General features: G+C 62.4%; 26 protein-coding genes and 1 tRNA gene. 9 read left to right on the top strand and 18 right to left on the bottom strand.

The genetic code is table 11. The features are described from left to right. Window positions 1-249 precede the first annotated feature (249 nt). Window positions 250-1449 (top strand): acetyl-CoA C-acetyltransferase, encoded by a 1200-nt coding sequence (locus SB659_RS00355; RefSeq protein ID WP_284979028.1) that lies wholly within the window; start codon window positions 250-252, stop codon window positions 1447-1449. A gap of 14 nt (window positions 1450-1463) precedes the next feature. After that, on the top strand, window positions 1464-1955 hold the full coding sequence (locus SB659_RS00350; RefSeq protein WP_410549173.1) for an aminoacyl-tRNA deacylase: 492 nt from the start codon (window positions 1464-1466) through the stop codon (window positions 1953-1955). 59 nt (window positions 1956-2014) lie between these two features. Here SB659_RS00350 and rplL read toward each other — a convergent pair whose 3' ends face one another. From rplL to SB659_RS00305, 9 genes are all read right to left on the bottom strand, one after another. Next, window positions 2015-2389 (bottom strand): 50S ribosomal protein L7/L12, encoded by a 375-nt coding sequence (gene rplL / locus SB659_RS00345; RefSeq protein WP_284976359.1) that lies wholly within the window; start codon window positions 2387-2389, stop codon window positions 2015-2017. A gap of 74 nt (window positions 2390-2463) precedes the next feature. Beyond that, window positions 2464-3066, bottom strand: a complete 603-nt coding sequence (gene rplJ, locus SB659_RS00340) for a 50S ribosomal protein L10 (protein ID WP_410549172.1) — start codon at window positions 3064-3066, stop codon at window positions 2464-2466. Between the two features lie 299 nt (window positions 3067-3365). Then, window positions 3366-4535, bottom strand: coding sequence for a GNAT family N-acetyltransferase (locus tag SB659_RS00335; RefSeq protein ID WP_410549171.1), 1170 nt, complete (start codon window positions 4533-4535; stop codon window positions 3366-3368). Then, the gene (locus SB659_RS00330) at window positions 4514-5623 is read right to left on the bottom strand and encodes a GNAT family N-acetyltransferase (RefSeq protein WP_410549170.1); all 1110 of its coding nucleotides are present in this window, start codon (window positions 5621-5623) and stop codon (window positions 4514-4516) included. The genes SB659_RS00335 and SB659_RS00330 overlap by 22 nt, the downstream gene beginning before the upstream one ends. Window positions 5624-5729: 106 nt before the next feature. Then, the gene (gene rplA / locus SB659_RS00325; protein WP_284976355.1) at window positions 5730-6437 is read right to left on the bottom strand and encodes a 50S ribosomal protein L1; all 708 of its coding nucleotides are present in this window, start codon (window positions 6435-6437) and stop codon (window positions 5730-5732) included. A 148-nt stretch (window positions 6438-6585) separates the two neighbouring features. Continuing rightward, window positions 6586-7017 carry a 50S ribosomal protein L11 gene (gene rplK / locus SB659_RS00320; protein ID WP_011775609.1) on the bottom strand — a complete coding sequence of 144 codons (432 nt, stop codon included), beginning with the start codon at window positions 7015-7017 and terminating at the stop codon, window positions 6586-6588. A 129-nt stretch (window positions 7018-7146) separates the two neighbouring features. Then, window positions 7147-8016 carry a transcription termination/antitermination protein NusG gene (nusG, locus tag SB659_RS00315; RefSeq protein WP_410549169.1) on the bottom strand — a complete coding sequence of 290 codons (870 nt, stop codon included), beginning with the start codon at window positions 8014-8016 and terminating at the stop codon, window positions 7147-7149. Window positions 8017-8127: 111 nt separating this feature from the next. Then, window positions 8128-8409, bottom strand: coding sequence for a preprotein translocase subunit SecE (gene secE, locus SB659_RS00310; RefSeq protein ID WP_284976353.1), 282 nt, complete (start codon window positions 8407-8409; stop codon window positions 8128-8130). Between the two features lie 80 nt (window positions 8410-8489). Next, window positions 8490-8562 (bottom strand) — tRNA-Trp (locus tag SB659_RS00305). Window positions 8563-8817: 255 nt separating this feature from the next. Between SB659_RS00305 and SB659_RS00300 the strand changes: the two genes are divergently transcribed. Beyond that, entirely contained in the window at window positions 8818-10047 is a 1230-nt protein-coding gene (locus SB659_RS00300; protein WP_284976352.1) for a pyridoxal phosphate-dependent aminotransferase, read from the top strand. A 119-nt stretch (window positions 10048-10166) separates the two neighbouring features. Here SB659_RS00300 and SB659_RS00295 read toward each other — a convergent pair whose 3' ends face one another. Continuing rightward, entirely contained in the window at window positions 10167-10841 is a 675-nt protein-coding gene (locus tag SB659_RS00295; RefSeq protein WP_284979036.1) for a LuxR C-terminal-related transcriptional regulator, read from the bottom strand. Further along, window positions 10825-12222, bottom strand: a complete 1398-nt coding sequence (locus SB659_RS00290; protein ID WP_410549168.1) for a PspC domain-containing protein — start codon at window positions 12220-12222, stop codon at window positions 10825-10827. The genes SB659_RS00295 and SB659_RS00290 overlap by 17 nt, the downstream gene beginning before the upstream one ends. 126 nt (window positions 12223-12348) lie before the next feature. Between SB659_RS00290 and SB659_RS00285 the strand changes: the two genes are divergently transcribed. From SB659_RS00285 to SB659_RS00265, 5 genes are all read left to right on the top strand, one after another. Continuing rightward, window positions 12349-13698, top strand: coding sequence for a PspC domain-containing protein (locus SB659_RS00285; RefSeq protein WP_410549167.1), 1350 nt, complete (start codon window positions 12349-12351; stop codon window positions 13696-13698). 1 nt (window position 13699) lies between these two features. Further along, window positions 13700-13963, top strand: coding sequence for a hypothetical protein (locus SB659_RS00280; RefSeq protein WP_284976348.1), 264 nt, complete (start codon window positions 13700-13702; stop codon window positions 13961-13963). A 31-nt stretch (window positions 13964-13994) separates the two neighbouring features. After that, window positions 13995-14243 carry a PspC domain-containing protein gene (locus tag SB659_RS00275; protein ID WP_284979039.1) on the top strand — a complete coding sequence of 83 codons (249 nt, stop codon included), beginning with the start codon at window positions 13995-13997 and terminating at the stop codon, window positions 14241-14243. Between the two features lie 228 nt (window positions 14244-14471). Then, window positions 14472-15497: a 6-phosphofructokinase gene (locus tag SB659_RS00270; RefSeq protein WP_410549166.1), complete on the top strand. Its 1026-nt coding sequence runs from the start codon at window positions 14472-14474 to the stop codon at window positions 15495-15497. A 49-nt stretch (window positions 15498-15546) separates the two neighbouring features. Next, window positions 15547-16287: a GNAT family N-acetyltransferase gene (locus SB659_RS00265; RefSeq protein WP_410549165.1), complete on the top strand. Its 741-nt coding sequence runs from the start codon at window positions 15547-15549 to the stop codon at window positions 16285-16287. 33 nt (window positions 16288-16320) lie between these two features. On the opposite strand, the gene SB659_RS00260 is transcribed toward SB659_RS00265, so the two are convergent. The 7 genes from SB659_RS00260 to SB659_RS00230 all read right to left on the bottom strand — a co-directional run bounded on the left by SB659_RS00260 (window position 16321) and on the right by SB659_RS00230 (window position 22435). Then, a complete protein-coding gene (locus tag SB659_RS00260; RefSeq protein ID WP_410549164.1) occupies window positions 16321-17859 on the bottom strand; it encodes a DHA2 family efflux MFS transporter permease subunit in 1539 nt (512 codons plus the stop codon). Next, on the bottom strand, window positions 17843-18472 hold the full coding sequence (locus tag SB659_RS00255; protein ID WP_284980296.1) for a PadR family transcriptional regulator: 630 nt from the start codon (window positions 18470-18472) through the stop codon (window positions 17843-17845). Before SB659_RS00255 ends, SB659_RS00260 begins: the two co-directional genes overlap by 17 nt. Window positions 18473-18613: 141 nt before the next feature. Further along, complete coding sequence (locus tag SB659_RS00250; protein ID WP_410549163.1) at window positions 18614-19027, bottom strand: ankyrin repeat domain-containing protein; 414 nt, start codon at window positions 19025-19027, stop codon at window positions 18614-18616. Next, entirely contained in the window at window positions 19024-20109 is a 1086-nt protein-coding gene (locus SB659_RS00245; protein WP_284980294.1) for a YgfZ/GcvT domain-containing protein, read from the bottom strand. The genes SB659_RS00250 and SB659_RS00245 overlap by 4 nt, the downstream gene beginning before the upstream one ends. Before the next feature lie 39 nt (window positions 20110-20148). Further along, window positions 20149-20871: a flavodoxin family protein gene (locus tag SB659_RS00240; RefSeq protein WP_284980293.1), complete on the bottom strand. Its 723-nt coding sequence runs from the start codon at window positions 20869-20871 to the stop codon at window positions 20149-20151. Between the two features lie 63 nt (window positions 20872-20934). Then, on the bottom strand, window positions 20935-21534 hold the full coding sequence (locus tag SB659_RS00235) for an FABP family protein (protein WP_284976339.1): 600 nt from the start codon (window positions 21532-21534) through the stop codon (window positions 20935-20937). 166 nt (window positions 21535-21700) lie between these two features. Then, window positions 21701-22435: a permease gene (locus SB659_RS00230; protein WP_410549162.1), complete on the bottom strand. Its 735-nt coding sequence runs from the start codon at window positions 22433-22435 to the stop codon at window positions 21701-21703. A 263-nt stretch (window positions 22436-22698) separates the two neighbouring features. Here SB659_RS00230 and SB659_RS00225 point away from each other — a divergent pair, with 263 nt between their 5' ends. After that, a complete protein-coding gene (locus tag SB659_RS00225; RefSeq protein WP_159706924.1) occupies window positions 22699-23397 on the top strand; it encodes a winged-helix domain-containing protein in 699 nt (232 codons plus the stop codon). The last annotated feature ends 121 nt before the right edge of the window (window positions 23398-23518 follow it).

Below are 23518 nucleotides of genomic sequence, written 5' to 3'. Positions count from 1 at the left end.
GAAGGTTAACAGGGAAGACGCAAATATCTACAATACGGCAAAGCAGCCTTCCTGTCTACCCCAGATCGCTTGGGAATGCAAGCACCAATCCTGCTGTCCGGCATGGTTCCAATCTTGAGAATCCGGGTACCTATGAACCGGGCAGTCGGGAATCCAAGGCACAGTACTCCCGTTGTAGTTGAAGGGTGCTGAACTGGTAGCGCACACCCCGCGATAACCTTGCTACACATTGCAACCGGAAGAGAGATCATGACCACCTCCGCTGACGACAACGATGTTGTCATCCTTGCCGCTTCCCGCACCCCACAGGGTCGGCTCAACGGGCAACTCGCGTCCTTCACCGCCGTCGATCTCGGCGCCCATGCCATCGCCGCGGCGCTCGAGTCCAGCGGCGTCAAGGCCGAACAGGTTGACGCCGTCATCATGGGGCAGGTGCTGCAGGCCGGAGCCGGTCAAAACCCGGCCCGGCAGAGCGCGATCGCCGCTGGCTTGGGTTGGAACATCCCTGCTGTCACCATCAACAAGGTCTGCCTGTCCGGCCTGACCGCCGTGATTGACGCAGCGCGGATGATTCGCGGCGGCGATGCAACTGTGGTGGTGGCCGGCGGACAGGAATCCATGACCCGGGCTCCGCATCTCCTGCCCGGATCCCGGCAGGGTTGGACCTACGGCTCCATCCAAGCCCTGGACGTCGCCGCCCACGACGGGCTTACCGATGCCTTCGACGGGCAGTCGATGGGGCTGTCCACGGAATCCAAGAACGTCACCCTGGGGATTGACCGCGCTTCCCAGGACCACGTGGCGGCTGCGTCCCATCAGCGCGCCGCAGCTGCGATCGCGGACGGAACTTTCGACGTCGAAATTGCTCCCGTCAGCGTCAAGCAGCGCAAGGGTGACGCGCTGGTCCTCGCAACTGACGAGGGAGTCCGGCCGAACACAACGGTAGAAACACTGGCACCGCTGAAGGCGGCCTTCGCGACGGACGGCACCATCACTGCGGGCAACTCCTCTCCCCTGTCCGACGGCGCCTCCGCCCTGGTGCTCACGAGTCGCCGTTTCGCGGAGGACAACGGTTTGGGCTACTTGGCCGTCGTCGGCAAACCGGGGCAGGTTGCGGGCCCGGACAACTCCCTGCACTCCCAACCCTCCAACGCCATTGCCCAAGCGTTGAAGAAGGCCGGTTGGACCGCGGAAGACTTGGATTTCATCGAAATCAACGAGGCCTTCGGCTCCGTTGCCGTCCAGTCGTTGAAGGACCTCAACTACCCGCTGGAGAAATGCAACATCCACGGTGGGGCCATTGCCTTGGGCCACCCCATTGGTGCGTCCGGCGCGCGACTGGCCCTCCACGCTGCGCACGAACTCAAACGCAGGGGTTCCGGCAAAGCTGCTGTGTCCCTATGTGGTGGCGGGGGCCAAGGCGAAGCTCTCCTCCTCTACCGCGACTAAGGGGCACCGTATTTATGGGCCACACCGTGGAGGACATGAACGACGGCGGACAGAGGTTCCTCGCTGACGCCGCAGCGCGCGGGCTGGACGTCGACGTCGTCGAGCGTCCGGCTGCCAACAGCTTGGAAGAGGCGGCGGGCATCCTGGGCATCAGCCCGGCCGACATCGTGAAATCGTTGGTGGTGAAGCACCGCGACGGTAGCTTTCTGTTCGCGCTCATTCCGGGTGATCGGCAGATCTCGTGGCCAAAGTTGAGGGCCCTTGTGGGGGTCAACAAGCTCTCACTCCCCCATGCCGACGTCGCCCTGGCTGCCACGGGCTATGAACGCGGGACCATCACACCGTTGGGAAGCACCACCCGGTGGCCTGTCTACGCGGATGCCACCATCACGGGGCGCCGGATATCCATGGGGGCAGGCGCCCACGGCCGTAGCGCCTTCGTGGACGCAGACGCGCTCACCTCAGCGCTTGGGGCGATCGTGGCGGACATCAGCGAACCCAACTAGGGGTTTAACGCAGGAAGCCCCGCTCGGCGAACCGGGCGGGGCTTCCTGCGTAAGAGGTGTTACTTGAGGGTAACGGTGGCGCCAGCTTCTTCGAGCTGAGCCTTTGCCTTCTCTGCGGCTTCCTTGGTGGCGCCTTCGAGAACAGCCTTCGGTGCACTGTCAACCAGGTCCTTGGCTTCCTTGAGGCCGAGGGAGGTAATAGCGCGAACTTCCTTGATCACTGCGATCTTCTTTTCGCCAGCAGCTTCGAGAATGACGTCGAAGTCGGTCTTCTCTTCAACAGCTTCAGCAGCACCGGCAGCGGGGCCAGCAACTGCAACAGCAGCAGCGGTAACTTCGAAGGTCTCTTCGAAGAGCTTGACGAACTCGGAGAGCTCGATGATGGTCAGTTCCTTGAAAGCTTCAATGAGCTCTTCGTTGCTGAGCTTCGCCATGGTGGCGTCCTTCCATTAGTTGGCGCAGATCCGGCTAAGCCAGTCCATGCGCCAGAGTTTGATTGGGAGAGAACTTAGTTCTCTACGGGTGCAGCTTCAGCGGCTTCGGCCGGAGCCGCAACCTCTTCAGCAGCGGGCTCTTCAGCAGCCTCGGCGGCCGGAGCTTCTTCAGCGGCAGCCGCAGGTGCGCCGCCCTCTTCTTCAAGCTTGAGGCGCAGGGCGTCGATGATGCGTGCGGCAGCGGATGCGGGAGCCTTGAGGACACCGGCAACACGTGCAAGCTGCAGCTCGCGGGACTCAAGGGCTGCCAGCGCGGCAACACCTTCTGCGTCCAGTGCCTTGCCCTCGAAGTAACCGGTCTTGATAACCAGCTGCTTGTTGGCCTTGGCAAAGTCCGTCAGGCTCTTGGCAGCAGCAACAGCGTCACCCTTGATGAAGGCGATTGCAGTAGGGCCGGAAAGCTGCTCGTTGAATGCTTCAACTCCAGCTTCCTTGGCTGCAATGGCGCTCAGGGTGTTCTTGACGACCGAGAACTTGGTGTCCTGGCCGAGCGCAACACGCAGTTCCTTGAGCTGTGCAACAGTGAGCCCGCGGTATTCGGTCAGGACAGCCGCGTTCGATTCCTGGAAATCGGTGGTGATCTCTGCAACTGCGGAGACCTTGCTAGGCGTTGTCATAACCCTCCTTCCGGGGATAAAAGCCGGTCTTCCGGGTCCCCGCTCACGAGAGCAAAAACTAAAAACGCCCCGCGCAGATGCACGGGGCTTGGCTCAACACGCTCAATGCGTGGAGACTCGCTTCGTTCACCTGCGCCGGCCGCCCTATGTTCAGGGTCCTTCGTCAAGGAATTCACTTGGATCTCAGGGGCGTGGCTGCAGAGTTGAGCTGTGCTCGAAAGAGTGGATTCCCATCAACCGACGGTCTTTGGTACTTCAAGGCTACGGGAGACTGTCCGGCAAACCAAATCGACCCGGCACTACTCCGATGAGGACACCCTTGGTCCTCGGGCCGGGAACTCCTTTTGCCACAAGCCGGTGACACCCGCCGTCGTGAATCCCAACTGCTTGTTCACCGTCAGGAGGTACCGGTTTTCGGGGGCATTCCACGTGTAAATGACGCGAGCGTCCGGGAACTGCTCCGTAAGCCGTTCCATGTTGGATACCTTGATCAGCAATCCGAGCTTATTGCCCCGGTGTTCTTGCAGGACCAGGGTATCGTCCTGGAAGACAACGTCCTGGCGGTGCGCCAGCACGCTGATGGTGGTCAGCCCCACGATGCGCTCGGTGGCAAGATGCTCGACGGCGGTAACCACCGTGCGCCTGCCCTGCGCCAACGCAGCGTTTTCGGTTTCACGCAGCACTGCTGCGTCAAAGACCATGCCGGTTGCCAGCGCGGCTGCAGGCTCGTCCTCCCCGCCGTCATGGACTACCTCCCCGGCAGCGTTCTCCAGCACGGCTACTGCTTCAAGCCATTTCTCAGGGCACCTGTCGGTCCAGTGGTGGAGGGCGTACCGGCCCGAGTTGGCTTCTTCCGCTTCCCGCTGAAGTTCAGCCGCCAGCTTGGAATCAAGGGGTAACGCGCAGGAACTGAACTGTTCGATGTGTTGCAAGGTGTAGCCAGCACTCGTGGCGAAGTCCGCTTCCCTGCTGCTGACCGGAATGAATCCGGCGCCGCTCCCGGGTATCAGCTGATCCTCGGGCACCTCTGTCAGCGAGGTTGCCGGGTGGTTTGTGTCCACCAGGATCATGGTCCTGCCCTCGGCCAGCGCCAGTTCCTCTGCGGCTTCCAGGAGTTGGCGCCCCACGCCGCGCCCTTGGGCCTCAGGGAGGATGTCCAAGGTGAACTCGGCAAGATCCTGGTTGTCCGCCAAGGGAAAAGCGATGTCCACCGTGCCCACAATGACGCCGCCGATTTTCGCTACCAGGATCAGCTGCCGCTCGTACGGATCGGAAAATTCGAGCAGCTTTTCAAGTGGTGTGTAAGCGAGGTCATCGCTTCCCCAGGTCTGCATTCGGACCCGACGGCCCACTTCCACCGCATCCAGGAAATCAACGGCGTCAGGGCTGTCCAGGTTATCCGGGACCCACAATTGCTCGATGTGAACGGTCGGCGCGTCGTTTACAGTCATTCCAGCCGTTTCTGCCATGCGCCTTCAAACCCGGAAGGCTTGAATCCAAGGGCGATATTTATGGCCAGCATATGCTGGTTTTCGGTGGCGTTCCATGTCAAGACGGCTGTGGCGTGTGGCCACCGCTCTGCGGCCTGACGAAGATTCGCCACCTTGACGAGCATGCCCAGCCTGTGCCCGCGGTGTTCCGGAGCCACCAATGTGTCCTCTTGATAGAGCATGGCGGGTGTCTGGTCACGATGAGTCATGGCCGTGTACGCCGCCAACTCGCCCGTGGCATCATGCCGGGCAACAGCCACCACGGACCGGAGCCCGCTGGCGTCCCACGTTGCTTCCTCCTGCCGGACGCGGGCGGCATTCCATTGCTCGCCCTCCCAGCCCATGCCGGCGACAGGTACCTCCGTGCTCATGAGGCTTTTGAGTCGGGCGAACGCACCTATTAGCGCTTCCGGGCACGAGTCATGCCACGTCACAGTGCTGTAACCCGATGCGTGCCGCAACGCGTCCCACTCGACGTCCAGGCGGCGCTCGGCCGGGATGGGAAGGGAAAGGACGCTGCTGGTCTCCACTTGCTCCAAGGAATAACCGTGGTGGAGGGCAAAACACGTGGCTGCCCAAGACCGGGGGACGCCGCCAGAGCGGGATTTCGCCGCCAAAATATCGGAACCTGCCTCCACCGCCGCGATCGGCCCTCCGAAATACGCATCAAAAGAAACCCGGCCCCGGTGGTAGGCCGCTTGCTCCAGCACACCGAGGATCAACGAGCCTAAGCCGCGCCGCCGGTAACCTGGCCGGATGAGGACGTCCACACCCGCCGTCGTCGTATTCTCCGAGATCGGGAGCGTCAGCGTGCCGGCTCCCACGGGTACACCGTCAATGCGCGCCAGGTATACGTGCCGCTCCTCATAGTCGTTGCCCTGCCAGAACAGGACAGCTTCGGCCCAGGTGGGGCAGCGGTCCAGGTTTCCCCAGAGTTCCATCTCGTGGGACACCGTCAACTCGTGGAACGCGTGGAAGCCGGACGCTCCGGGCGTCGCGGGACTATCCGGCACCGGGATCCGCTGTACGGATACGCCGCCATTGACAGAAGAGTTCGACGTCGACACGCACCACAGCCTACGGCTGTGCGTCCGTTGGGGACAGCCAATGCAAGAAAAAGGACCGCCCGGCTATGCCGGACGGTCCTTTTATCAGAGCCAGTGCTCCCGATGCTTACGCCTCGACGAGAACCTTGGTGACGTTCGGGTCAACGGTGATGCCCGGGCCGAACGTGGTGGCAACGGTGGCCTTCTGGATGTAGCGGCCCTTGGAAGCGGACGGCTTCAAACGAAGCACCTCTTCCAGTGCAGCCGCGTAGTTCTCGGCCAACTTGTTGGCGTCGAAGGAAACCTTGCCGATGATGAAGTGCAGGTTCGAGTGCTTGTCGACGCGGAAGTCGATCTTGCCGCCCTTGATGTCGTTGACAGCCTTGGTGACATCCGGGGTAACCGTGCCGGTCTTCGGGTTCGGCATGAGGTTACGGGGGCCGAGGACCTTACCGAGGCGGCCAACCTTGCCCATGAGGTCAGGGGTTGCCACTGCGGCGTCGAAGTCGGTCCAGCCGCCGGCGATCTTTTCGATCAGGTCATCGGAACCAACGAAGTCGGCGCCGGCAGCGATTGCTGCTTCAGCCTTGTCGCCGGTTGCGAAAACGAGGACGCGGGCGGTCTTACCGGTGCCGTGCGGCAGGTTGACGGTGCCACGGACCATCTGGTCGGCCTTACGGGGGTCAACGCCCAAACGGAAAGCGACCTCAACGGTTGCGTCGAACTTGGAAGGGTTGGTTTCCTTCGCGAGGTTAATGGCCTCGACCGGGGCGTAGACCTTGTCTGCCTCGATCTTGGCTACGGCTGCCTCATATGCTTTGCTGCGCTTTGCCATGCTGCTGTTTCTCCTTGTGCAGTTGTGGTCTGCGGACCGCGCTGGGCCCTGCCACGGTCGTGGATCCGGCGTGGATCCTGACGACATTTCGATTTTTGGTGCCGGTTGCCCGGCGGGTTGAAAGCCATGGATGGCTTTCAAAGGCTGACTAGCCCTCTACGGTGATACCCATGGAGCGGGCGGTGCCGGCGATGATCAGGGCGGCGGCCTTGATGTCGTTGGCGTTGAGGTCTTCCATCTTGGTGGAAGCGATCTCTTCGACCTGGGCCTGGGTCAGCTTGGCAACCTTGACGGTGTGCGGGGTAGCCGAACCTTTGGCAACGCCTGCAGCCTTCTTGATGAGCTCTGCAGCCGGCGGGGTCTTGGTGATGAACGTGAAGGAACGGTCTTCGTAAACCGTGATTTCAACGGGGATAACGTTTCCGCGCTGGGATTCCGTTGCAGCGTTGTACGCCTTGCAGAATTCCATGATGTTGACACCGTGCTGGCCAAGCGCAGGACCGATCGGCGGAGCCGGGTTAGCGGCACCTGCCTGGATCTGCAGCTTGATGAGGCCGGTGACCTTCTTCTTGGGAGCCAATGTAGGGTCCTTCTCTCAATAGCTTCCTGGGGCACAGGAGCGCGTCCCAGGTTGGTGGCCGCCATGGCGAGGCGGCCGGCCGCTCCCGAACTGCTAAGCAGGCAGGACAGGAGCGAAATATGGAGTCAACTAGATCTTGGTGACCTGGTTGAATGCGAGCGTCACCGGTGTTTCGCGCTCGAAGATCGAGACCAGTACCACGAGGGTCTGGGATTCCGGCTTGATCTCGGAGATCGTTGCCGGCAGGGTCTCGAAGGGACCTTCCTTGACGATGACCGACTCGCCGACCTCGAAGTCGACGGCGACAGGAGCCTGGTTCTGCTTGTTGACCGGCTTGCCCTGCTCTGCCTGCTCTTCTTCGAAGACCGGGGCGAGCATGGAGAAGACCTCATCCAGACGCAGCGGAACGGGGTTGTGGGCGTTACCCACGAAGCCGGTGACACCGGGCGTGTGGCGCACCGCGCCCCAGGAAGCATCGGTCAGGTCCATGCGGACCAGGACGTAGCCGGGAATGCGGACGCGATTGATGACCTTGCGCTGAGCGTTCTTGATCTCAACGACTTCTTCCATGGGGACCTGGATTTCGAAGATGTAATCTTCCATGTCCAAGGTCTGGATGCGGGTCTCGAGGTTGGCCTTCACGCGGTTTTCGTAACCTGCGTAGGAGTGGATGACGTACCAGTCACCCTCCTGGCGGCGCAGCTTGGCTTTGAATTCATCGGCCGGGTCAGCCGGTGCGGCAGCAGCAGCGGCTTCCAGTGAACTGTCAGCAGTGTCCTCGTCACCGGCGTCGCCGACGGTGTCCTCGTCATCTGACTCGTTATCCGATTCGCCGTCGACGTCCGCCTCGAAGTCCTCTTCGGACGCGTCGACGTCGGCAGATTCGGGCGCAGCGGAATCAACCTCGGACTCTCCCGCGGCGTTAGCCGTGGCGTCGGCTGTGTCCTCAGTGGACGCACCCAGCTCAGTCTCAGTTACCTCGAGCTCCTGCTCAGACACTTGGTCTCCTGCTTCCTCATTGCCTAACATGCCTATTTAAATGGCTCAATTCCGCAAACCCTGCCTTACTCCGAACTGCGGAGATGAGGCACAGTTTGCGGACACGTCCGCCTAGTGGTCCTTGATGCCGGAACCACCGAAGACCCAGTTGACTCCGGTACCGAAGGCCAGATCCAATATTGTGACGACAACCATCATGATGACGACGAACACCAGCACCACGAGCGTGTAGTTGATCAGTTCCTTGCGGGTGGGTGCAACGACCTTCTTCAGCTCGCCGATGACCTGGCGTACGAAAAGTGCAATTCGGGCGAAGAGGCCGCGATCGGCCTTCTTGGCGGGACGGCCCTTTGAGCTGCTGGCAGCTGTTTCGGTCACCTGGTCCTCACTCACCTTGCAAAGTCGTTGACCCGACTCTGATCAGAGCCATGGTTGCTGCGCGTGTCCCGGCGTTTCCGCCGGAACACCTTGCGCAGGGCAGACAGGACTCGAACCTGCAACCTGCGGTTTTGGAGACCGCTGCGCTACCAATTGCGCCACTACCCTATGGATCGAATCCATGTTTCAGGCCGCACTTCAGCCTGTGATGCTTTTCAACACCGGTGAATCAGTCTACGCAAGAAATTCGCGATAGTCGAACCGACGCACTTCAGAGTTCCCGCACGTCGCTGGGCAAGTGTGAGCACGGGAATTGGTCACATTGTCCGGCAGGCACGCGAGAGCGCCGCAGAACAGCATAAGGTAGTTTACGTCGAATCCCATCATCCAGCCCACGAGCTGCCTGCGAAGAACGGTACATAGATGTCTGCCGGAACAACTACCGCCCGCATTTCACAGCGAATTTCCGCCATTGCCGAGTCCGCCACCCTTGCCGTTGATGCCAAGGCCAAAGCACTCAAGGCCGCGGGACGTCCCGTGATCGGTTTCGGGGCCGGTGAACCCGACTTCCCCACCCCGGATTACATCGTGCAGGCTGCCATTGAAGCGGCGGGCCAGCCCAAGTACCACCGGTACTCCCCCGCCGCCGGTCTCCCGGAGCTGAAGAAGGCCATCGCCGAAAAGACCTTCCGGGACTCGGGCTACCAGGTTGACCCGTCCCAGGTCCTGGTGACCAATGGCGGCAAGCAGGCGGTGTACAACACCTTCGCCACGCTGGTGGATCCGGGCGATGAAGTCATCATCCCGACGCCGTTCTGGACCACTTACCCTGAAGCCATCCGGTTGGCTGGCGGTGTACCGGTGGAGGTCTTCGCCGGCCCTGAGCAGGGATACCTGGTCACTGTTGAGCAGCTGGAGGCCGCAGTCACCGACAAGACCAAGATCCTGCTCTTCGTCTCGCCATCCAACCCCACCGGCGCCGTCTACAGCCCGGAGCAGACGGCGGAGATCGGCAAGTGGGCGGCGTCCAAGGGCCTGTGGGTTGTCACTGACGAAATCTATGAGCACTTGACGTACGACGACGTTGAGTTCACCTCGATCGCGACGGCGGCGCCGGAACTCGGTGACAAGGTAGTCATCCTCAACGGTGTTGCCAAAACCTATGCCATGACCGGCTGGCGGGTGGGCTGGATGATCGGCCCGGCCGACGTCATCAAGGCCGCCACCAACCTGCAATCGCACGCCACCTCCAACGTCTCGAACATCATGCAAGTTGCTGCCGCCGCTGCCCTCACCGGCCCGTTGACCGCCGTCGACGAGATGAAGGTTGCCTTCGACCGCCGTCGAAAAGCAATCGTCGCCGGACTTAACGAGATCGACGGTGTTGAATGCCCGACGCCGACAGGCGCCTTTTACGTCTACGCGGACGTGCGCGGCCTCCTGGGCAAGGAATTCGAGACCTCCAACGGCCCTGTCCGGCCGGCGACGTCGGCGGAACTTGCCGCACTCATCCTCGATGAGGTCGAAGTTGCCGTGGTACCGGGCGAAGCATTTGGTCCTTCCGGGTATGTACGGCTCTCCTACGCTTTGGGCGACGACGACCTCGCCGAAGGTGTCCGCCGAATCCAGGAATTCCTGGGCAAGGCGAAATAGGCCTCTGACCCTCCCCGGGCCTGGATCAGCCCCTGGGCAACCTCTTACGGTTGCCCAGGGGCTGATTTATTGGGAGGAGGGGTCAGGAAGCGGCGTCTGGGGCGTCTGGGCAACTAACGTCAGAGCAGGCGTCGCTCGGCTGCCCACTTTGTGAGCTCATGCCGGTTCGATAGCTGGAGCTTCCGGAGAACCGCCGACACGTGGGTCTCCACGGTCTTGATGGAGATGAAAAGTTCCTTCGCGACTTCCTTATAGCTGTATCCACGGGCGATCAGGCGCATGACTTCCAGTTCCCGGGCTGACAACTTATCCAGCTCGTCGTCGGCGATGTCTGCCGGCGCGGTCCCGAACGCATCCAGGACGAAACCCGCAAGGCGGGGCGAGAACACGGCGTCCCCGTCCGCAACCCGGATCACGGCGTCGGAAATTTCGGGCCCGGATATGGTCTTGGTGACATAGCCACGGGCGCCGGCCCGAATCACGGACACCACGTCCTCGGCGGCATCGGAGACGCTCAGCGCTAGGAAGCTGGTACTGCCCAGAAGCGCGGCCGAACCGGCAATGACTTCCCGCCCTCCGCCACCCAGGCCACCGGGAAGGTGAACGTCAAGAAGGACCACCTCCGGACGTGCTTCGGCGATCACAGCGAGGGCCTGTTCCACCGTCCCTGCCTCGCCCACGACGTCCATGCGCGCATCCAAGTCGGCCTTCAGTCCGGATCGGAAGATCGCATGGTCATCCACGATCACCACACGGACGCGCCGGTCCGCGCCACTGTCAGGGTTGTGCGTCATCGCGCTTCTCCATTCCGCCGTCGTCATTGCGCATTTCTCCGGGACCGGTGCCCAGCGGAGGCAGGGAGAGCCTGACTTCCGTGCCCTCGGAGCTACTGTTGATGACCGCAGAGCCGCCATGGCGTTTCATGCGGCCGATGATCGATTCCTTGATGCCAAGCCGATCATCAGGCACCGCGGCAAGGTCAAAGCCGGGACCCCTGTCCTTGATGAATACCTCTGTGTTTCCCGCTGCACTTTCCACGTACACCGACACCGTGCCACCACCGTGCCGGGCGGCGTTGAGCATGGCCTCCCGGGCTGCTTGGACCAAGGCCTCATGCCTTTCCGTCATTCCGGTATCGCCTACAGCGACAACGTCAACCGCCTGGCCGTGGGAGTCCTCCACCTCCGCTGCGACCGCCTTGAGCCGATCTGCCAGGAGGCCGGATTCCCTGGCCGCGTCGCTGAAGAGCCACGCCCGCAGTTCGCGTTCCTGCGCCCTTGCCAGCCGCACTACGTCCTGCTCGGAACCGGCGCGGCGTTGGATCAGGGCCAAGGTCTGCAGAACGGAATCATGCAGGTGCGCAGCGATCTCGGCACGCTCAGTCTCGCGAACACGGCCGGCGCGCTCGGTTTCCAAGTCCCGCCAAAACTTCAGTCCCCACGGCAGCAAAACCAAAGCGACGCCGCCAAGCACGGCAACCGAGGCGAGCAGTGCCAGCCAGGTCTGCTCCCATGATCCGGACCCGGACACCATCACCAGGACGCCAGCCACTACCAAGGCCAAGCCTGCCGCGAGGCGAACCCAGCCGCCGGCCTGATCCGCCTTGGTTTTGTCCACCAGGCCCGCCCGGCGGGTTTCATCCAACTGCATCCAGGCGATGGCGGCACCGCAAAGGATGGCCGCCACCGGGATCAACGTTCCCAGGGGGACGTCCACGCCGAACTGGCGTGCCATCAAGATGGCGGCAACCATCAGCAGCGCGAAACCCAGCAGGATTTCCTTGCCGTACTGGATCCGGCGCAACGTGAACAACGACGCACGGCTGCTGCCGCCCGTGGTGGGACCGTCGTCGGACCCTGCATGAAAGAGGCCTGGCCCGCCTGGCTGGCTACCGCTCCCAGGGTTTGCAGGGTTCGGCGCCTGGCTGACTGCCGGGGCAATGGGCGACGCCGGCCGGCGGGCGCTGCGTGTCGCGTTTTCATCCGCTGTGGGAACCACAGCCCACAGCCAGGCGTAAAAGACGATGCCGGCGCCGCCTGCGAACACCGCCAAGACCATCCCGAGGCGAACATATTTGAGGGGCCAGCCCAAATGGTCGGCGAGACCGCCGCACACGCCAGCGATGATCCGGTCACTGCTGCGGACCATCGGTGGGCGTTGGACAACGGTTCTCATGAACCAATCCAAGCACGGATCAGGGTGCCCCGGTTGGCTGTTCGGGGTTGACCGGGGGGCCTTTCAGGGATCGTTCAGGGTATCCCCTCATAGAGGCGCGCGCGTGCCGAACGGCAGGATGGAGTTATGAACGCGAACAGCACCGATCCAGAGGGCGCAGGGACGCCCGGAAGCACGGAAGTACCCGCGAACGGGGCGCCCAAGGACGCGCCCGGAACCGCCTCACAACAGAACTTCTTCGACTGGATTCGCGGCCAAGGGATCCGACGCGGACCGGATCGCTGGGTGGGCGGCGTCTCGAGTGGAATTGCACATCGACTCGGCATCGATCCCATGATCGTGCGGGGCATCTTCATCGTCCTGGCGCTCTTCGCCGGTGTCGGGGTTCTCCTCTACGGCTTGGCGTGGGCGCTCCTGCCCGAGCCCGATGGCCGAATCCACGTCCAGGAAGCCGGGAACGGGCACTGGACAACAGGTATGACAGGAGCCCTGGTCACATCGATCATTGGTTTGCCCAGCCTGGGCCGCGGCTTTTGGGGATGGGGCGGGAACGGCCTGGCCGGTCTGTTCTGGACGCTTCTGTGGATGGGCGCGATCGCATACCTGATCTACTTCCTTGTTCAACGCAACAGGTCTGTTCAGCGCAACAGGTTCGTTCAAGGCAACAGGTTCCAAGGTCAACGCAATGCAGCCCAGCAGGGCAACGCTTGGAACGCTGCTGCGCCGATGGCCGGGACGGGTTACGGTCAGCCCACGGACCCGGCCGGCGCCGCGGCCTACGGTGCCGTTCCCCCAGTGGGTGTTCCCCCGGTGGGTACTCCGCCAAAGCCCGGACGCGGCAAGCGGAGGGGCCCGGGTTCGGGCATAGTCGCCATATCGGCCGGCGCCGCCCTTGTGGTCGGCGGTACTTTGGAGGCGCTCGACGCCGGACACCTCCTGCAACTGGGCGCCTCGGTCAATGCTGTGGCCTGGGCTGCCGGGGCGGCGGTGTTGGGACTGGGCATCGTCGCGGCGGGGCTTCGCGGACGGAGCTCCGGTTTGTTGGGCCTACTTGCTGTGGTGGCCTTGGTTGCGGGCAGCGCATTTACCATGGCACCGCGCGGAGTGGACCGGTTCACCTTCCATGATGTCCATTGGACGCCGTCGAGCGTGGACGAGGCCCGCATGGGAGTCGATATCACTGGAGCCCAGGGTGTGGTGGACCTGAGCGGGCTGGTTCCGGGCTCACAATTACCCTCCGAAGTAGCCGTTCCTGTGAACGCCACGGCAAGCGACGTCACCGTGATCATTCCCGCCAATGTTCCGGTTCAGGTAACAGCGGACATGACGTTCGGCAACCTCAGCGAAAACGGCGGTGATCGTGGCGGCCAGCTCCACAATGACCGAACCGCGTACAACACCGACAAGTCAGGCCCCGCACTCGTTGTGGCGGTGGACGGCACGTTCAGCAACGTGACCATCAAGGAAGGCAAATGAAATGAGCACCAACAACCCGGAGTTCACCCCTCCAGAACATCCCGAGGACGGCGACGAGGCCCGCGAACCGAGGATCGGCACCGTTGTCTGGGGCTTGATCGTGGTGGTTCTCGCCGCCCTGATCTTCCTGACAGCACTTGGCTGGGTGGTCCTGAACGGAACGTACGTCCTGATCGGCCTGATGATCGGCGCAGGCATCGCATTGGTGCTCGGAGGGCTCCTTTCGGCACGGAGAAGCTCGCGCAAAGCCACTAACAACAGGTGACAAAGCAACCACAACAGGGAAGGCTGTAACTATGGACAAGTTCTTCAGCATCGTCAGGGGCTTTGGCCTGAAACGTGGACCCAAGCGCTGGCTGGCCGGTGTCTGCGGAGGAATCGCCGCCAAGCTCAACGTGGATGTCGCTTACGTGAGGGTTGCTTTCCTGCTCTTCTGCCTGCTGCCAGGGCCGGCGATCGCGGTCTACGTCCTGGGCTGGCTCATTCTGCCGGACCAGCGAAACAAAATCGTCCTCGAATCGTTCGTCAGCCAGCGCTTGCGCTAACTGCTGCCGGCCAACCACTGGGCCAACCATTGCCGGCCAGACGCGGGCTGGAAAGGGAGGTGCTCCACCCGCAGGTGGAGCACCTCCCTCGTTTCATGAAAGTTTCAGTGACAGCACAGCAGTGTTAACAAGTCATCATTTGTGTCGCACCCCACATGCCCGTCTACAATCATGGGGAGCTCAGCGTGGCGCTCTGCACGTATTCCTCCAAGCCATGAGTGAGCAAACATGAAAATTGGCATTCTGACCAGCGGCGGCGACTGCCCCGGCCTCAACGCAGTCATCCGCGGAGCAGTCCTCAAAGGCATCGCCATCCACGGACAGGAATTCGTCGGTTTCCGTGACGGCTGGCGCGGCGTGGTCGAAGGCGACATCATCGACATCCCCCGCACCATGGTCCGCGGAATCGCCAAACAAGGCGGCACCATCCTGGGCACCTCACGCACCAACCCCTTCGAAAACGGCGGCGGACCAGAAACCATCAAAGCCCACATGGACCGCCTCGGCATCGACGCGATCATCGCCATCGGCGGCGAAGGCACCCTCGCCGCCGCCAAACGACTCACCGACGCCGGCCTCAAAATCGTCGGCGTCCCCAAAACCGTGGACAACGACCTCGACGCCACCGACTACACCTTCGGCTTCGACACCGCCGTCCAAATCGCCACCGAAGCCATCGACCGGCTCCGCACCACCGGCGAATCACACCACCGCTGCATGATCGCCGAAGTCATGGGCCGACACGTCGGCTGGATCGCCCTCCACTCAGGCATGGCCTCCGGCGCCCACGCCATCCTGATCCCCGAACAAAAAGTCAGCATCGACCAAATCACCGAATGGGTCCAAGAAGCCCACGACCGCGGCCGCGCACCCCTGGTCGTCGTCGCCGAAGGCTTCGTCCCGGACCACATGGAATCCCCCCACTCCGAACGCGGCCTGGACACCTTCGGCCGCCCCCGCCTCGGCGGCATCGCCGACCAACTAGCCCCCGAAATCGAAGCCCGCACAGGCATCGAAACCCGCGCCACCATCCTCGGCCACATCCAACGCGGCGGCGTCCCCACCGCCTTCGACCGCGTCCTCGCCACCCGACTCGGCATGGCCGCCACCGACTCCGTCGTCGACGGCCGCTGGGGAACCATGGTCGCCCTCAAAGGCACCGACATCTCCCACGTCGGCTTCGAAGAAGCCCTCGGCAAACTCAAAACAGTCCCCCAACACCGCTACGACGAAGCGTCCGTCCTGTTCGGATAGTCGGGATGCATGTCGGATAGGCTGAATTTATGTCCGATAGGCTGAATTCATGACCCTGGAGTCCACGTCCGCTGCCATTATCCAGTTGGCGTGGGCTCGCCATTTAGGGCTCGACGACGACGCTTTCGCCGGCGGACTCACGGGACGGAACTCCGACCCGAGCGATCCTTCAGGACGCATCACGCGGATAGACGACTCGGCACGCGCCCTGGTCTTTCTGCGATTGTTCGGTGCTTCGGCACTGGTAGGACCGCAATGGGCACTGGATGCCGCGGCCGACGTGCCCGATACCGAACTTGCCCAGCATGTGACGCTCTTGACCTTGACCCGGTCACATGGTGGGCACGGGCTGGGGTCCTCAGCCTTGTTCTTCGCAGACGACCTGCCACTTCGGCAACCGGCCGCGGAACTCACTGTCTCCCGGGGAAATCCCGAGGCGACGGGGTTGGAGGGCCTTTGCCCTCCGGATGATGTCAACGAAGTAGGCCTCCAAGGACTCGAACACCGCTTCACCATCATGCACTCGGATGAAGAGCAGGCTACTCCGGTGGCTTGCGGGGCCTACTCGGAATGGGAAGGCATCCTGGGGAACATGGGGGTCTTGGTGGCACCTCCGTGGCGCCGCCGCGGCCTCGGTAACCTCGCGGCGTCGATCGCTGCGCATGAAGCACTAGCCGCAGGGTTGACGCTCCAGTGGAAGGCTGATGTCAGCAACACAGGAGCGCTCGCGATGGCCCGCAGCCTTGGCTTTGCCACGGGCGGGCTTCACGCGAGCGTCCTGCTTGGCTGATCAATCAACAGCCAGTCCCGGCTGTGGGCATGCCTACTTGCGGGCGGCGTCCTGGGAGGAGGCTTCCTGAACTGCCGGAGTTCCGGCAGCGGCTGGCTTGTTGCCCCAGCCGCTGACCGACTTGGGTTTGCCGTAGAACGCGGCAACGACCGCACCCAGCAGAATCGCACAGGCTGGCAGCACGATCGCCTGGCTCATCGCCGTCGAGAATCCCGCGTGAAGTGCCTGCGGCAAGGTTCCGGACATGGAAGCTTCTCCCACCGGCGCTCCGGCGGGGGCTGCAGGCAACTCCGCAGCCAAGCGGGCTTGGATCAGTGCAGCGATAGCCGCTGAACCCAGGACGGCGCCGATCTGCCGCGTGGTGTTGAAGACACCGGAACCGGCGCCCGCCTGCCGCGGCTCCAGGTTACGGGTAGTTGCATTCGAAACGGGGCCCCAGATGCAAGCGTTGGCTACGCCCTGCACAGCGCTCGGCAGGAGGAACATCCAGATGGGCGTGTCCGGACCCAGCAGGTTTGCCGTCCAGAAGAGTGCACCGGCGAGGCAAACGAGTCCGAAGGTTGCAAACCAGCGTGGGTTGGTTTTGTCGATCAATCTGCCCACCACCGGGGCAAGGGCACCGGATATGACGGCCATGGGGATCATCAGCAGTGCCGACTGTGTTGGTGTGAGGCCTCGAACCACTTGGTAGTAGAAGATGGTGGGTAGCGGGAATGCCGTTACCGAAAAGCCCACTGCCATGATGGTGGCGTTGCCCAACGAGAAATTGCGTTCTTTGAACAGGCCCAGCGGCAACAACGGTTCACCGCCGCGGCGCTCAAGCATCCACTGCCACGCGACAAAGAGAACCAGCACCACCAGCCCGCTGATAATCAGGCCCCAGACCGAGATCACGCCGGTAACGGTTCCCCACTTATATGTCTGGCCCTCTTGGATGCCGAAGACCAGGAGGAACATGCCGACGGCGGACAGCACCACACCGAGGACGTCGAAGGTGTGGCTGTGGGTAGTCAGCTTCGGCACAAACCGGGTGACCAGGACGAACGCTACGATCCCGATAGGAACGTTAACGAAGAAGATCCATTCCCATCCCAAGCTGTCCACCAGGACGCCGCCGAGGATCGGTCCAACCAAGACGGCCATGCCGGCGGTTGCGCCCCAGAGTCCCATGGCTGCGCCACGGCGATCCGGCGGGAAGATGCGCGTGATGACCGCCATCGTTTGAGGGGTCATCATGGCAGCACCCAGGCCTTGCACGGCACGGGCTGCGATCAGCATGGTGATGTCGCCGGAGAGGCCGCACCATAGGGACGCCAAGGTGAAGACCACCAAACCGATGAGGTACAGGTTCTTGGGGCCGAACCTGTCACCGAGCCGGCCGGTGATGAGCAGTGGAACTGCATAAGACAGAAGGTAGGCGCTGGTCACCCAGATGACGGCATTGATGTCCGTGTTGAGGCCCGCCATGATCCGGGGGTTGGCGACCGACACAATAGTGGTGTCGATCAGGATCATGAAGAAGCCAACGACGAGTGACCACAGTGCGGGCCACGGTTTAGCTACGTTTTCCAAGGGATTCCTTTGGGTGGTGTGAGAGTGCTGGCGGAGCGGTTTGGGGTTCATCCCAGGGCAGTTGCCCGGTCCCCAGCTCCTGAAGGAAATCGCGGATCCACGCAATTTCGGTTCGGCGCATGGCCTGTTGGTAGGTGATATCGATCCAATACTTGCGGTCGACGCCCTTGGCCGTCACGGTGGCTTCGGCATTGACCAGGAAGTCCAAGTCCGCGGCGAGCGCCACGAGGCGTTGTTCCATCAGGTCAACGACCACTTCCGAGGGAAGGTGGTGCGCTTCGGCGATGGCGTGCGGAAAGACAGGATATTCGTTCAGCGGCGTGGACAGCATTACTTGGAGCCGGGCATCGAGGGCACGGTGTCCATCGTCCGTGATCCGGTACGTTGTGCGCTCGGGCCGGTTGCCCTCCCGCTCCGTGCCCGTGGCTTCAACGAGTCCATGCTCCTCGAGCCGACCAACTGCGTGGTACAGCGTCCCGGGCCGGACCTTGACCAGCCGGTCCTCGTGCCGCGCCATGAGGACTTGGTACATCTCATAGGGGTGCATGGGTTCTTCCGCCAGGAGCGCCAATGAGGCAACTCCCAGAGGAGTCAGTTCAGCGGCTTTGGGCATAACCCCTCCCCCCTTCGTGCGTATATTCCACTACAACTATTCCACGTGGAATAGTCGAGCGCAAGGCGACGCTTTCGCGGCCCCTGTTCTCGCAGCGAAGTCCCTGTTCCCTCAGTCCTGATCCCCCAGCCGGGAGTTACCTCAGCCCAGAAGCGCGAGAATGTCCGAGCGTGCAAACATTGCCGCGGCCTCCCGCGCGGTGGGGGTGCCGGCGTCGGGGTCGGCTCCGGCATCCAGCAGTACGCGGGCGACGCCGGTGTAGCCCTTGAAGACCGCGCCCGCCAGCGGAGTCTGGCCACGGTCGTTGGCAGCGTTGGCATCGGCGCCGTGGTGAAGAATCAGCTGAACGGCTTCTTCGTGTCCGTGATAGGCCGCGAGCATCAACAGTGAATCGCCGGAGGCGTTGGTCAAGTTGGCAGGAGCACCGGCGCCCAGGTAACCGCGCAGCAATCCAGTGTTGCCCTCCCTTGCGGCGTCGAACAACGCGTGCGCGAGGGCCAACGTTTCATCGTCAGCGTTCGTTGCATCGCCGGAGGGGTACGTTGCCTGGCTCATCGGTGGGGTCCCTTCAAGAATCCGGTCTGGCGCCCGACCACTTGGCCGGCATCGGGGGCGACGATCACTTCCTGGGCTGCGACGTAGGGCTCTTCGCCGTCCATCACCGTGAGGTTTTCCTCAGCCGAAACGGATCGCTTTATCACTGCCAAAGCCACCGGTCCCATCTCGAAATGTTGCGCCACCGATGTCAGGGTACCCACCTTGCGATCTCCGGCAAAGACAACGCTGCCCACGGCAGGCAGGGTGTGCTGCGAGCCATCCAGTTGCAGGAACACCAGCCGGCGCGGAGGGTGTCCCAGGTTGTGGACGCGGGCGATGGTCTCCTGGCCTTTGTAGCATCCCTTGTTCAGGTGCACGGAGGTCCTGAGGAGGTCCAATTCGTGGGGAATTGTTTTCTCGTCCGTCTCCGCACCGAGGCGAGGGCGCCATGCGGCAACACGCAATGCATCTGCAGCCATGGCGCCGGCCAATGGCAAGCCGTCCACCGCGTCTTCAAGCCCGGCCATCGGAACCAAGTACTCGAACCACGGCCGTTCGAGGCCGGGATGGGAATCCTCGGGCACGATGCTGTACGCGTACCCTCCCGGGCCGACGTGCGGCCACGGGTCTTCCCACAGGAGGCGGGCGGACAACTGCTCCACGGGTTTGGTGGCACCCACCACTGCCCACTGCTCGGTAACGTCCTCGATCTCCACCCGGAGCATGAACTTCATCTTGTTCAGCCACTCGGCCAAGGGAGCAGCTTCTGCGGCCTCGACGATCAGCCAGGTGGTGCCGCCGTCGTCGATAACGCGGGCATCAAAGTCGATCCGGCCCTGAACGCTCAGCAGCAACAACTCGCTGGAGACGCCGGGCGCGAGGTTGGTGAGCTGTTGCGAGGAAAGAGTATTGAGCCAGCTGAGCCGATCCGGCCCGGCTACCGTGACTACTCCCCTATGGGAGAGATCGACGACGGCGGCACCTGCGGCCAGGGCGCGTTGCTCGCGAAGGGGTTCGCCGTAGTGGGCTGCGACGCCGGCGTCCAGGCCGGTGTCCTCGACGGCGCCGGGGCGCGACAACAGAGGGCTCTTGTAAGTCATATGTAGTAGAAGAACTTCCAGCTCGGCGGTATTCCGGGATCAGCGGTATTCCGGGTTTTCGAAATCAAATCGGGTGCCCGTTTTCCATTCTTCGGGCAAATTGCCGTAGGCCGGGATACCTCCGGCATCACGGAGTAGCTTGGCCATGTGGAGCAGGTTCCACGTCATGAACGTGGTGTTTCGGTTGGTGAAGTCGCTTTCGGGGCCACCGCTTCCCTCGTCAAGATAGCTGGGGCCCGGGCCCACCGGACCGATCCAGCCGGCGTCGGCTTGGGGTGGGATGGTGAAGCCGATGTGCTGAAGGCTGTAGAGGACATTCATGGAGCAGTGTTTGATGCCGTCCTCATTGCCTGTGATCAGGCATCCTCCGACCTTGGGGTAGAAAGCCCACTGGCCGTTTGCTGTCAGCTCCCCGGAATGGGCGTAGAGACGCTCGATCAGCTTCTTGGTCTGCGAAGAGTTATCCCCCAGCCAGATAGGGCCGGCGACGACGACGATATCGGCTTCCTGCACGGCTGGATAAAGCTCAGGCCACGCATCACTCTGCCATCCGTGCTCGCGCATATCGGGGTAGACGCCGCTGGCAATATCGTGGTCAACCGTCCGGATGAGACGGGTGGAAACTCCTTGTTTCTCCATGATCCCGCGGCTGATCTTGATCAAGCCATCGGTGTTGCTGACCTGGGGTGAGGGCTTAAGGGTGCCATTGAAAAAGACGGCCTTGAGGCCCTCATAGCCTCCCGGCTTGAGGTGGGTTGTCACTATCTGCTCCTTCTGCTGGTTGGCTGTGCGGAACGTACAGTGAGACCTCTCGTCAGGGAACCTTCAGGGCACCCTGTGGAGGAAAGCCGAGGCATGTGCTTCCAGCGCTTTGCCACTGGCGGCAACATCCCAACGCCAGAGCAGGTTGCCATCCACCAAACCGAAAATGCGGGTAGCTGCTGTGTACTCCTTGGAGTGACTTCCGCGCATCACCATGTCGGTGCTGAGCTGGATCTGCGGCCCCTTGATCTGGCCGTAGTACAGCTCAGTGATGCCCCCCGGATGGGCGATCGAGACGGATATATCAAAGCCACCGTCGGCATTCCGGCGCTCTTCGACCTCATCGGCCGTCTTAAGCACCGGGACGATGTCGGCGGGAACAAGCCCGGGACCGCCGTCGCCCTCTTCGAGTTTCCGCTCCAAAGCCCAGAAGCCTGTTTCAACGGTCAACGGACGCAGCTTCGCGCCGGCGTCGTCACTCAGCCATGTCTCCGCCCGGTACTGCAAATACGGGAGGCCGTTATGGGTGAAAGAGACGTGCTGGACGAAATGCTCCGAGTCCTCGTCACCACTACCCAAACGGCCGCGGCCCTCCCACTCACCAATGAGCCAGGAAAGCGGGACAAGTTCAGGTGTTAGATCTGTTGGAATCTCTATAGGCATAAACAACTACCTCCCTTGACCTGAGGGACGGACTGCTTACTTCTGGCCCAGGAAAAGGCGGTAAACGACATAACCCGCGAACCAAGCCATGGACACACTGGCCAGGCCAAGGAGGACGAGGAAGAAGATTTCAAATGCGAGTACAGACATGATGCCATCCTAACCGTTAGTAGATGAGTAGTTTGTCAATGAAGTAGGCGATGGCGCCCACTGCCCACACAGGCGCGATTCCCATCCCCACTGCTGCCTGGATGTTAAGCCGTCCACGCCTGAGGGTGGTCATCCGCCGGAAGCACACCAGGACCGCTGCCACCACCACGCCCACCAGGGCCGCCGGCAGCACAGCGATGTCCGAGAAAACCAAACCGGCCAAGGGAGCCATGAGTCCGGCCATCACCACGCCCAAGGGGGCGACGATCCGGTCCGGCCAACGGATGATGCCCACAAGCAGTGCGACGGCGGCGCTGAAGCCGGCCACCAGCGCCATCTCCTGCACCCCGTTGAAGCGTGCTCCGGCGATCCACCCCGCGCCCAGGCAGTTCAACAAGACGCCTGCGCAGCAGCCAAGCGTCGATTCGAGCCGCTGGGCTTGGCCTGTGCCCCGAATCAATTGAATAGTGAAAACTGCCATGACACCCAAGGCAATGAAGGCCGGGGTGCCATCCAGGAATCCGGGCGGCGGCATATAAGCGGCGGTTACGGCGGACCCTGCACCGGCAAGGCCAATGACCGCTGCCAGTGTTTTCTTGGCCGGGACGCCCAGGAAATGGGGCCAGCCGATGCCAACCGCGGCAGAGGCCGCAACGCCGACGCCCACCATGGCTTCCCGGGAAACGAAGGTGCTGGCCACGATGGCTGCGAGCGCCACGAGCCCAAATACCCCGATGCTCCAAGACTTCACTGTGTGCCCGACCTCAATCCGATGCGCCTTACGACCTCTCGACAATCCTGCCTTAAGCCAGCCCAATATGTCGTAATTCCGGCATCAACCCGTCACGAATCCCTGTGACACAGCACCCCTGCGGGTATACTCAGACTTCAACAGCGCACAGGCTTGGCCTTGGTTCCCGTTACAACGGGAAGAGGAAAACTGTGCACCGTGACAGGCCGGTGAAACTCCGGTTTCGACGCCCGATGATGCGCGGACCGCCCATTGGAGGAACTATGTCGCACATCCTGCTCCTGACGAACAGCACCGGCTCATCGGTGGACATCCTGCCTGCCTTGGAGCTCCTGAACCACCGCGTGCACATCCTCCCGGCAGAGCCGACAGCGCTCCTTGAAACCGACCCCACGGACATTGTTTTTCTGGATGCCAGGAAAGACCTCGTGGGGGCACGCTCCCTGACGCAGCTCTTGAAGGCGACCGGCCTCAGCGCTCCCCTGATGCTGATACTTACCGAAGGCGGCATGGCTGCCGTGTCCTCAGCCTGGGCAGTTGATGACATCGTGCTGGACTCCGCCGGTCCGGCCGAGGTGGAAGCCAGGATCCGATTGGCCATGGCGCGCGCTGTACCGGGCGAAGAGGAAACGCAGACGGAGATCCGGGCCGCCGGCGTCGTCATTGACGAAGCGAGCTACACCGCACGGGTGAGCGGGCAACCCCTGAACCTGACCTTCAAGGAGTTCGAACTCCTGAAATACCTGGCCCAGCATCCCGGCCGGGTATTCACACGCCAACAACTGCTCACCGAAGTCTGGGGCTACGACTACTACGGCGGTACCCGCACCGTGGATGTGCATATCCGTCGGCTCCGGGCAAAGCTGGGCGTGGACCACGAGAACCTCATCAGCACGGTCCGCAACGTCGGTTACCGGCTCACCCTCGTTCGGCTCCCGGACGATCAACTCTCTGAGGCGTAACGCGCCGACGCCAGCACCTGAAAACAGGGCCAGCACCTGCAGGCAAATAAGAAGAGGGGCCCGAATCTGAACTGGTCAGATTCGGGCCCCTCGCCTGCTTGTGGAGGACATACGGGTCGAA

Source organism: Arthrobacter sp. SIMBA_036 (assembly GCF_046535135.1).
In the GTDB taxonomy this organism is placed as follows: Bacteria; Actinomycetota; Actinomycetes; order Actinomycetales; family Micrococcaceae; genus Arthrobacter.
Note: the sequence above shows the minus strand (reverse complement) of the source record. Positions and strands in the feature narration are given on the sequence as shown.

Coding starts and splice junctions, on each gene's coding strand:
- SB659_RS00265 (WP_410549165.1), top strand. CDS start 15,547: ATGACCCTGGAGTCCACGTCCGCTGCCATTATCCAGTTGGCGTGGGCT.
- SB659_RS00280 (WP_284976348.1), top strand. CDS start 13,700: ATGAGCACCAACAACCCGGAGTTCACCCCTCCAGAACATCCCGAGGAC.
- SB659_RS00355 (WP_284979028.1), top strand. CDS start 250: ATGACCACCTCCGCTGACGACAACGATGTTGTCATCCTTGCCGCTTCC.
- SB659_RS00295 (WP_284979036.1), bottom strand. CDS start 10,841: ATGACGCACAACCCTGACAGTGGCGCGGACCGGCGCGTCCGTGTGGTG.
- SB659_RS00275 (WP_284979039.1), top strand. CDS start 13,995: ATGGACAAGTTCTTCAGCATCGTCAGGGGCTTTGGCCTGAAACGTGGA.
- SB659_RS00290 (WP_410549168.1), bottom strand. CDS start 12,222: ATGAGAACCGTTGTCCAACGCCCACCGATGGTCCGCAGCAGTGACCGG.
- SB659_RS00285 (WP_410549167.1), top strand. CDS start 12,349: ATGAACGCGAACAGCACCGATCCAGAGGGCGCAGGGACGCCCGGAAGC.
- SB659_RS00255 (WP_284980296.1), bottom strand. CDS start 18,472: ATGCCCAAAGCCGCTGAACTGACTCCTCTGGGAGTTGCCTCATTGGCG.
- rplA (WP_284976355.1), bottom strand. CDS start 6,437: ATGGCAAAGCGCAGCAAAGCATATGAGGCAGCCGTAGCCAAGATCGAG.
- rplJ (WP_410549172.1), bottom strand. CDS start 3,066: ATGACAACGCCTAGCAAGGTCTCCGCAGTTGCAGAGATCACCACCGAT.
- SB659_RS00225 (WP_159706924.1), top strand. CDS start 22,699: ATGTCGCACATCCTGCTCCTGACGAACAGCACCGGCTCATCGGTGGAC.
- SB659_RS00270 (WP_410549166.1), top strand. CDS start 14,472: ATGAAAATTGGCATTCTGACCAGCGGCGGCGACTGCCCCGGCCTCAAC.
- SB659_RS00335 (WP_410549171.1), bottom strand. CDS start 4,535: ATGGCAGAAACGGCTGGAATGACTGTAAACGACGCGCCGACCGTTCAC.
- SB659_RS00350 (WP_410549173.1), top strand. CDS start 1,464: ATGGGCCACACCGTGGAGGACATGAACGACGGCGGACAGAGGTTCCTC.
- SB659_RS00245 (WP_284980294.1), bottom strand. CDS start 20,109: ATGACTTACAAGAGCCCTCTGTTGTCGCGCCCCGGCGCCGTCGAGGAC.
- rplL (WP_284976359.1), bottom strand. CDS start 2,389: ATGGCGAAGCTCAGCAACGAAGAGCTCATTGAAGCTTTCAAGGAACTG.
- SB659_RS00300 (WP_284976352.1), top strand. CDS start 8,818: ATGTCTGCCGGAACAACTACCGCCCGCATTTCACAGCGAATTTCCGCC.
- SB659_RS00235 (WP_284976339.1), bottom strand. CDS start 21,534: ATGCCTATAGAGATTCCAACAGATCTAACACCTGAACTTGTCCCGCTT.
- SB659_RS00250 (WP_410549163.1), bottom strand. CDS start 19,027: ATGAGCCAGGCAACGTACCCCTCCGGCGATGCAACGAACGCTGACGAT.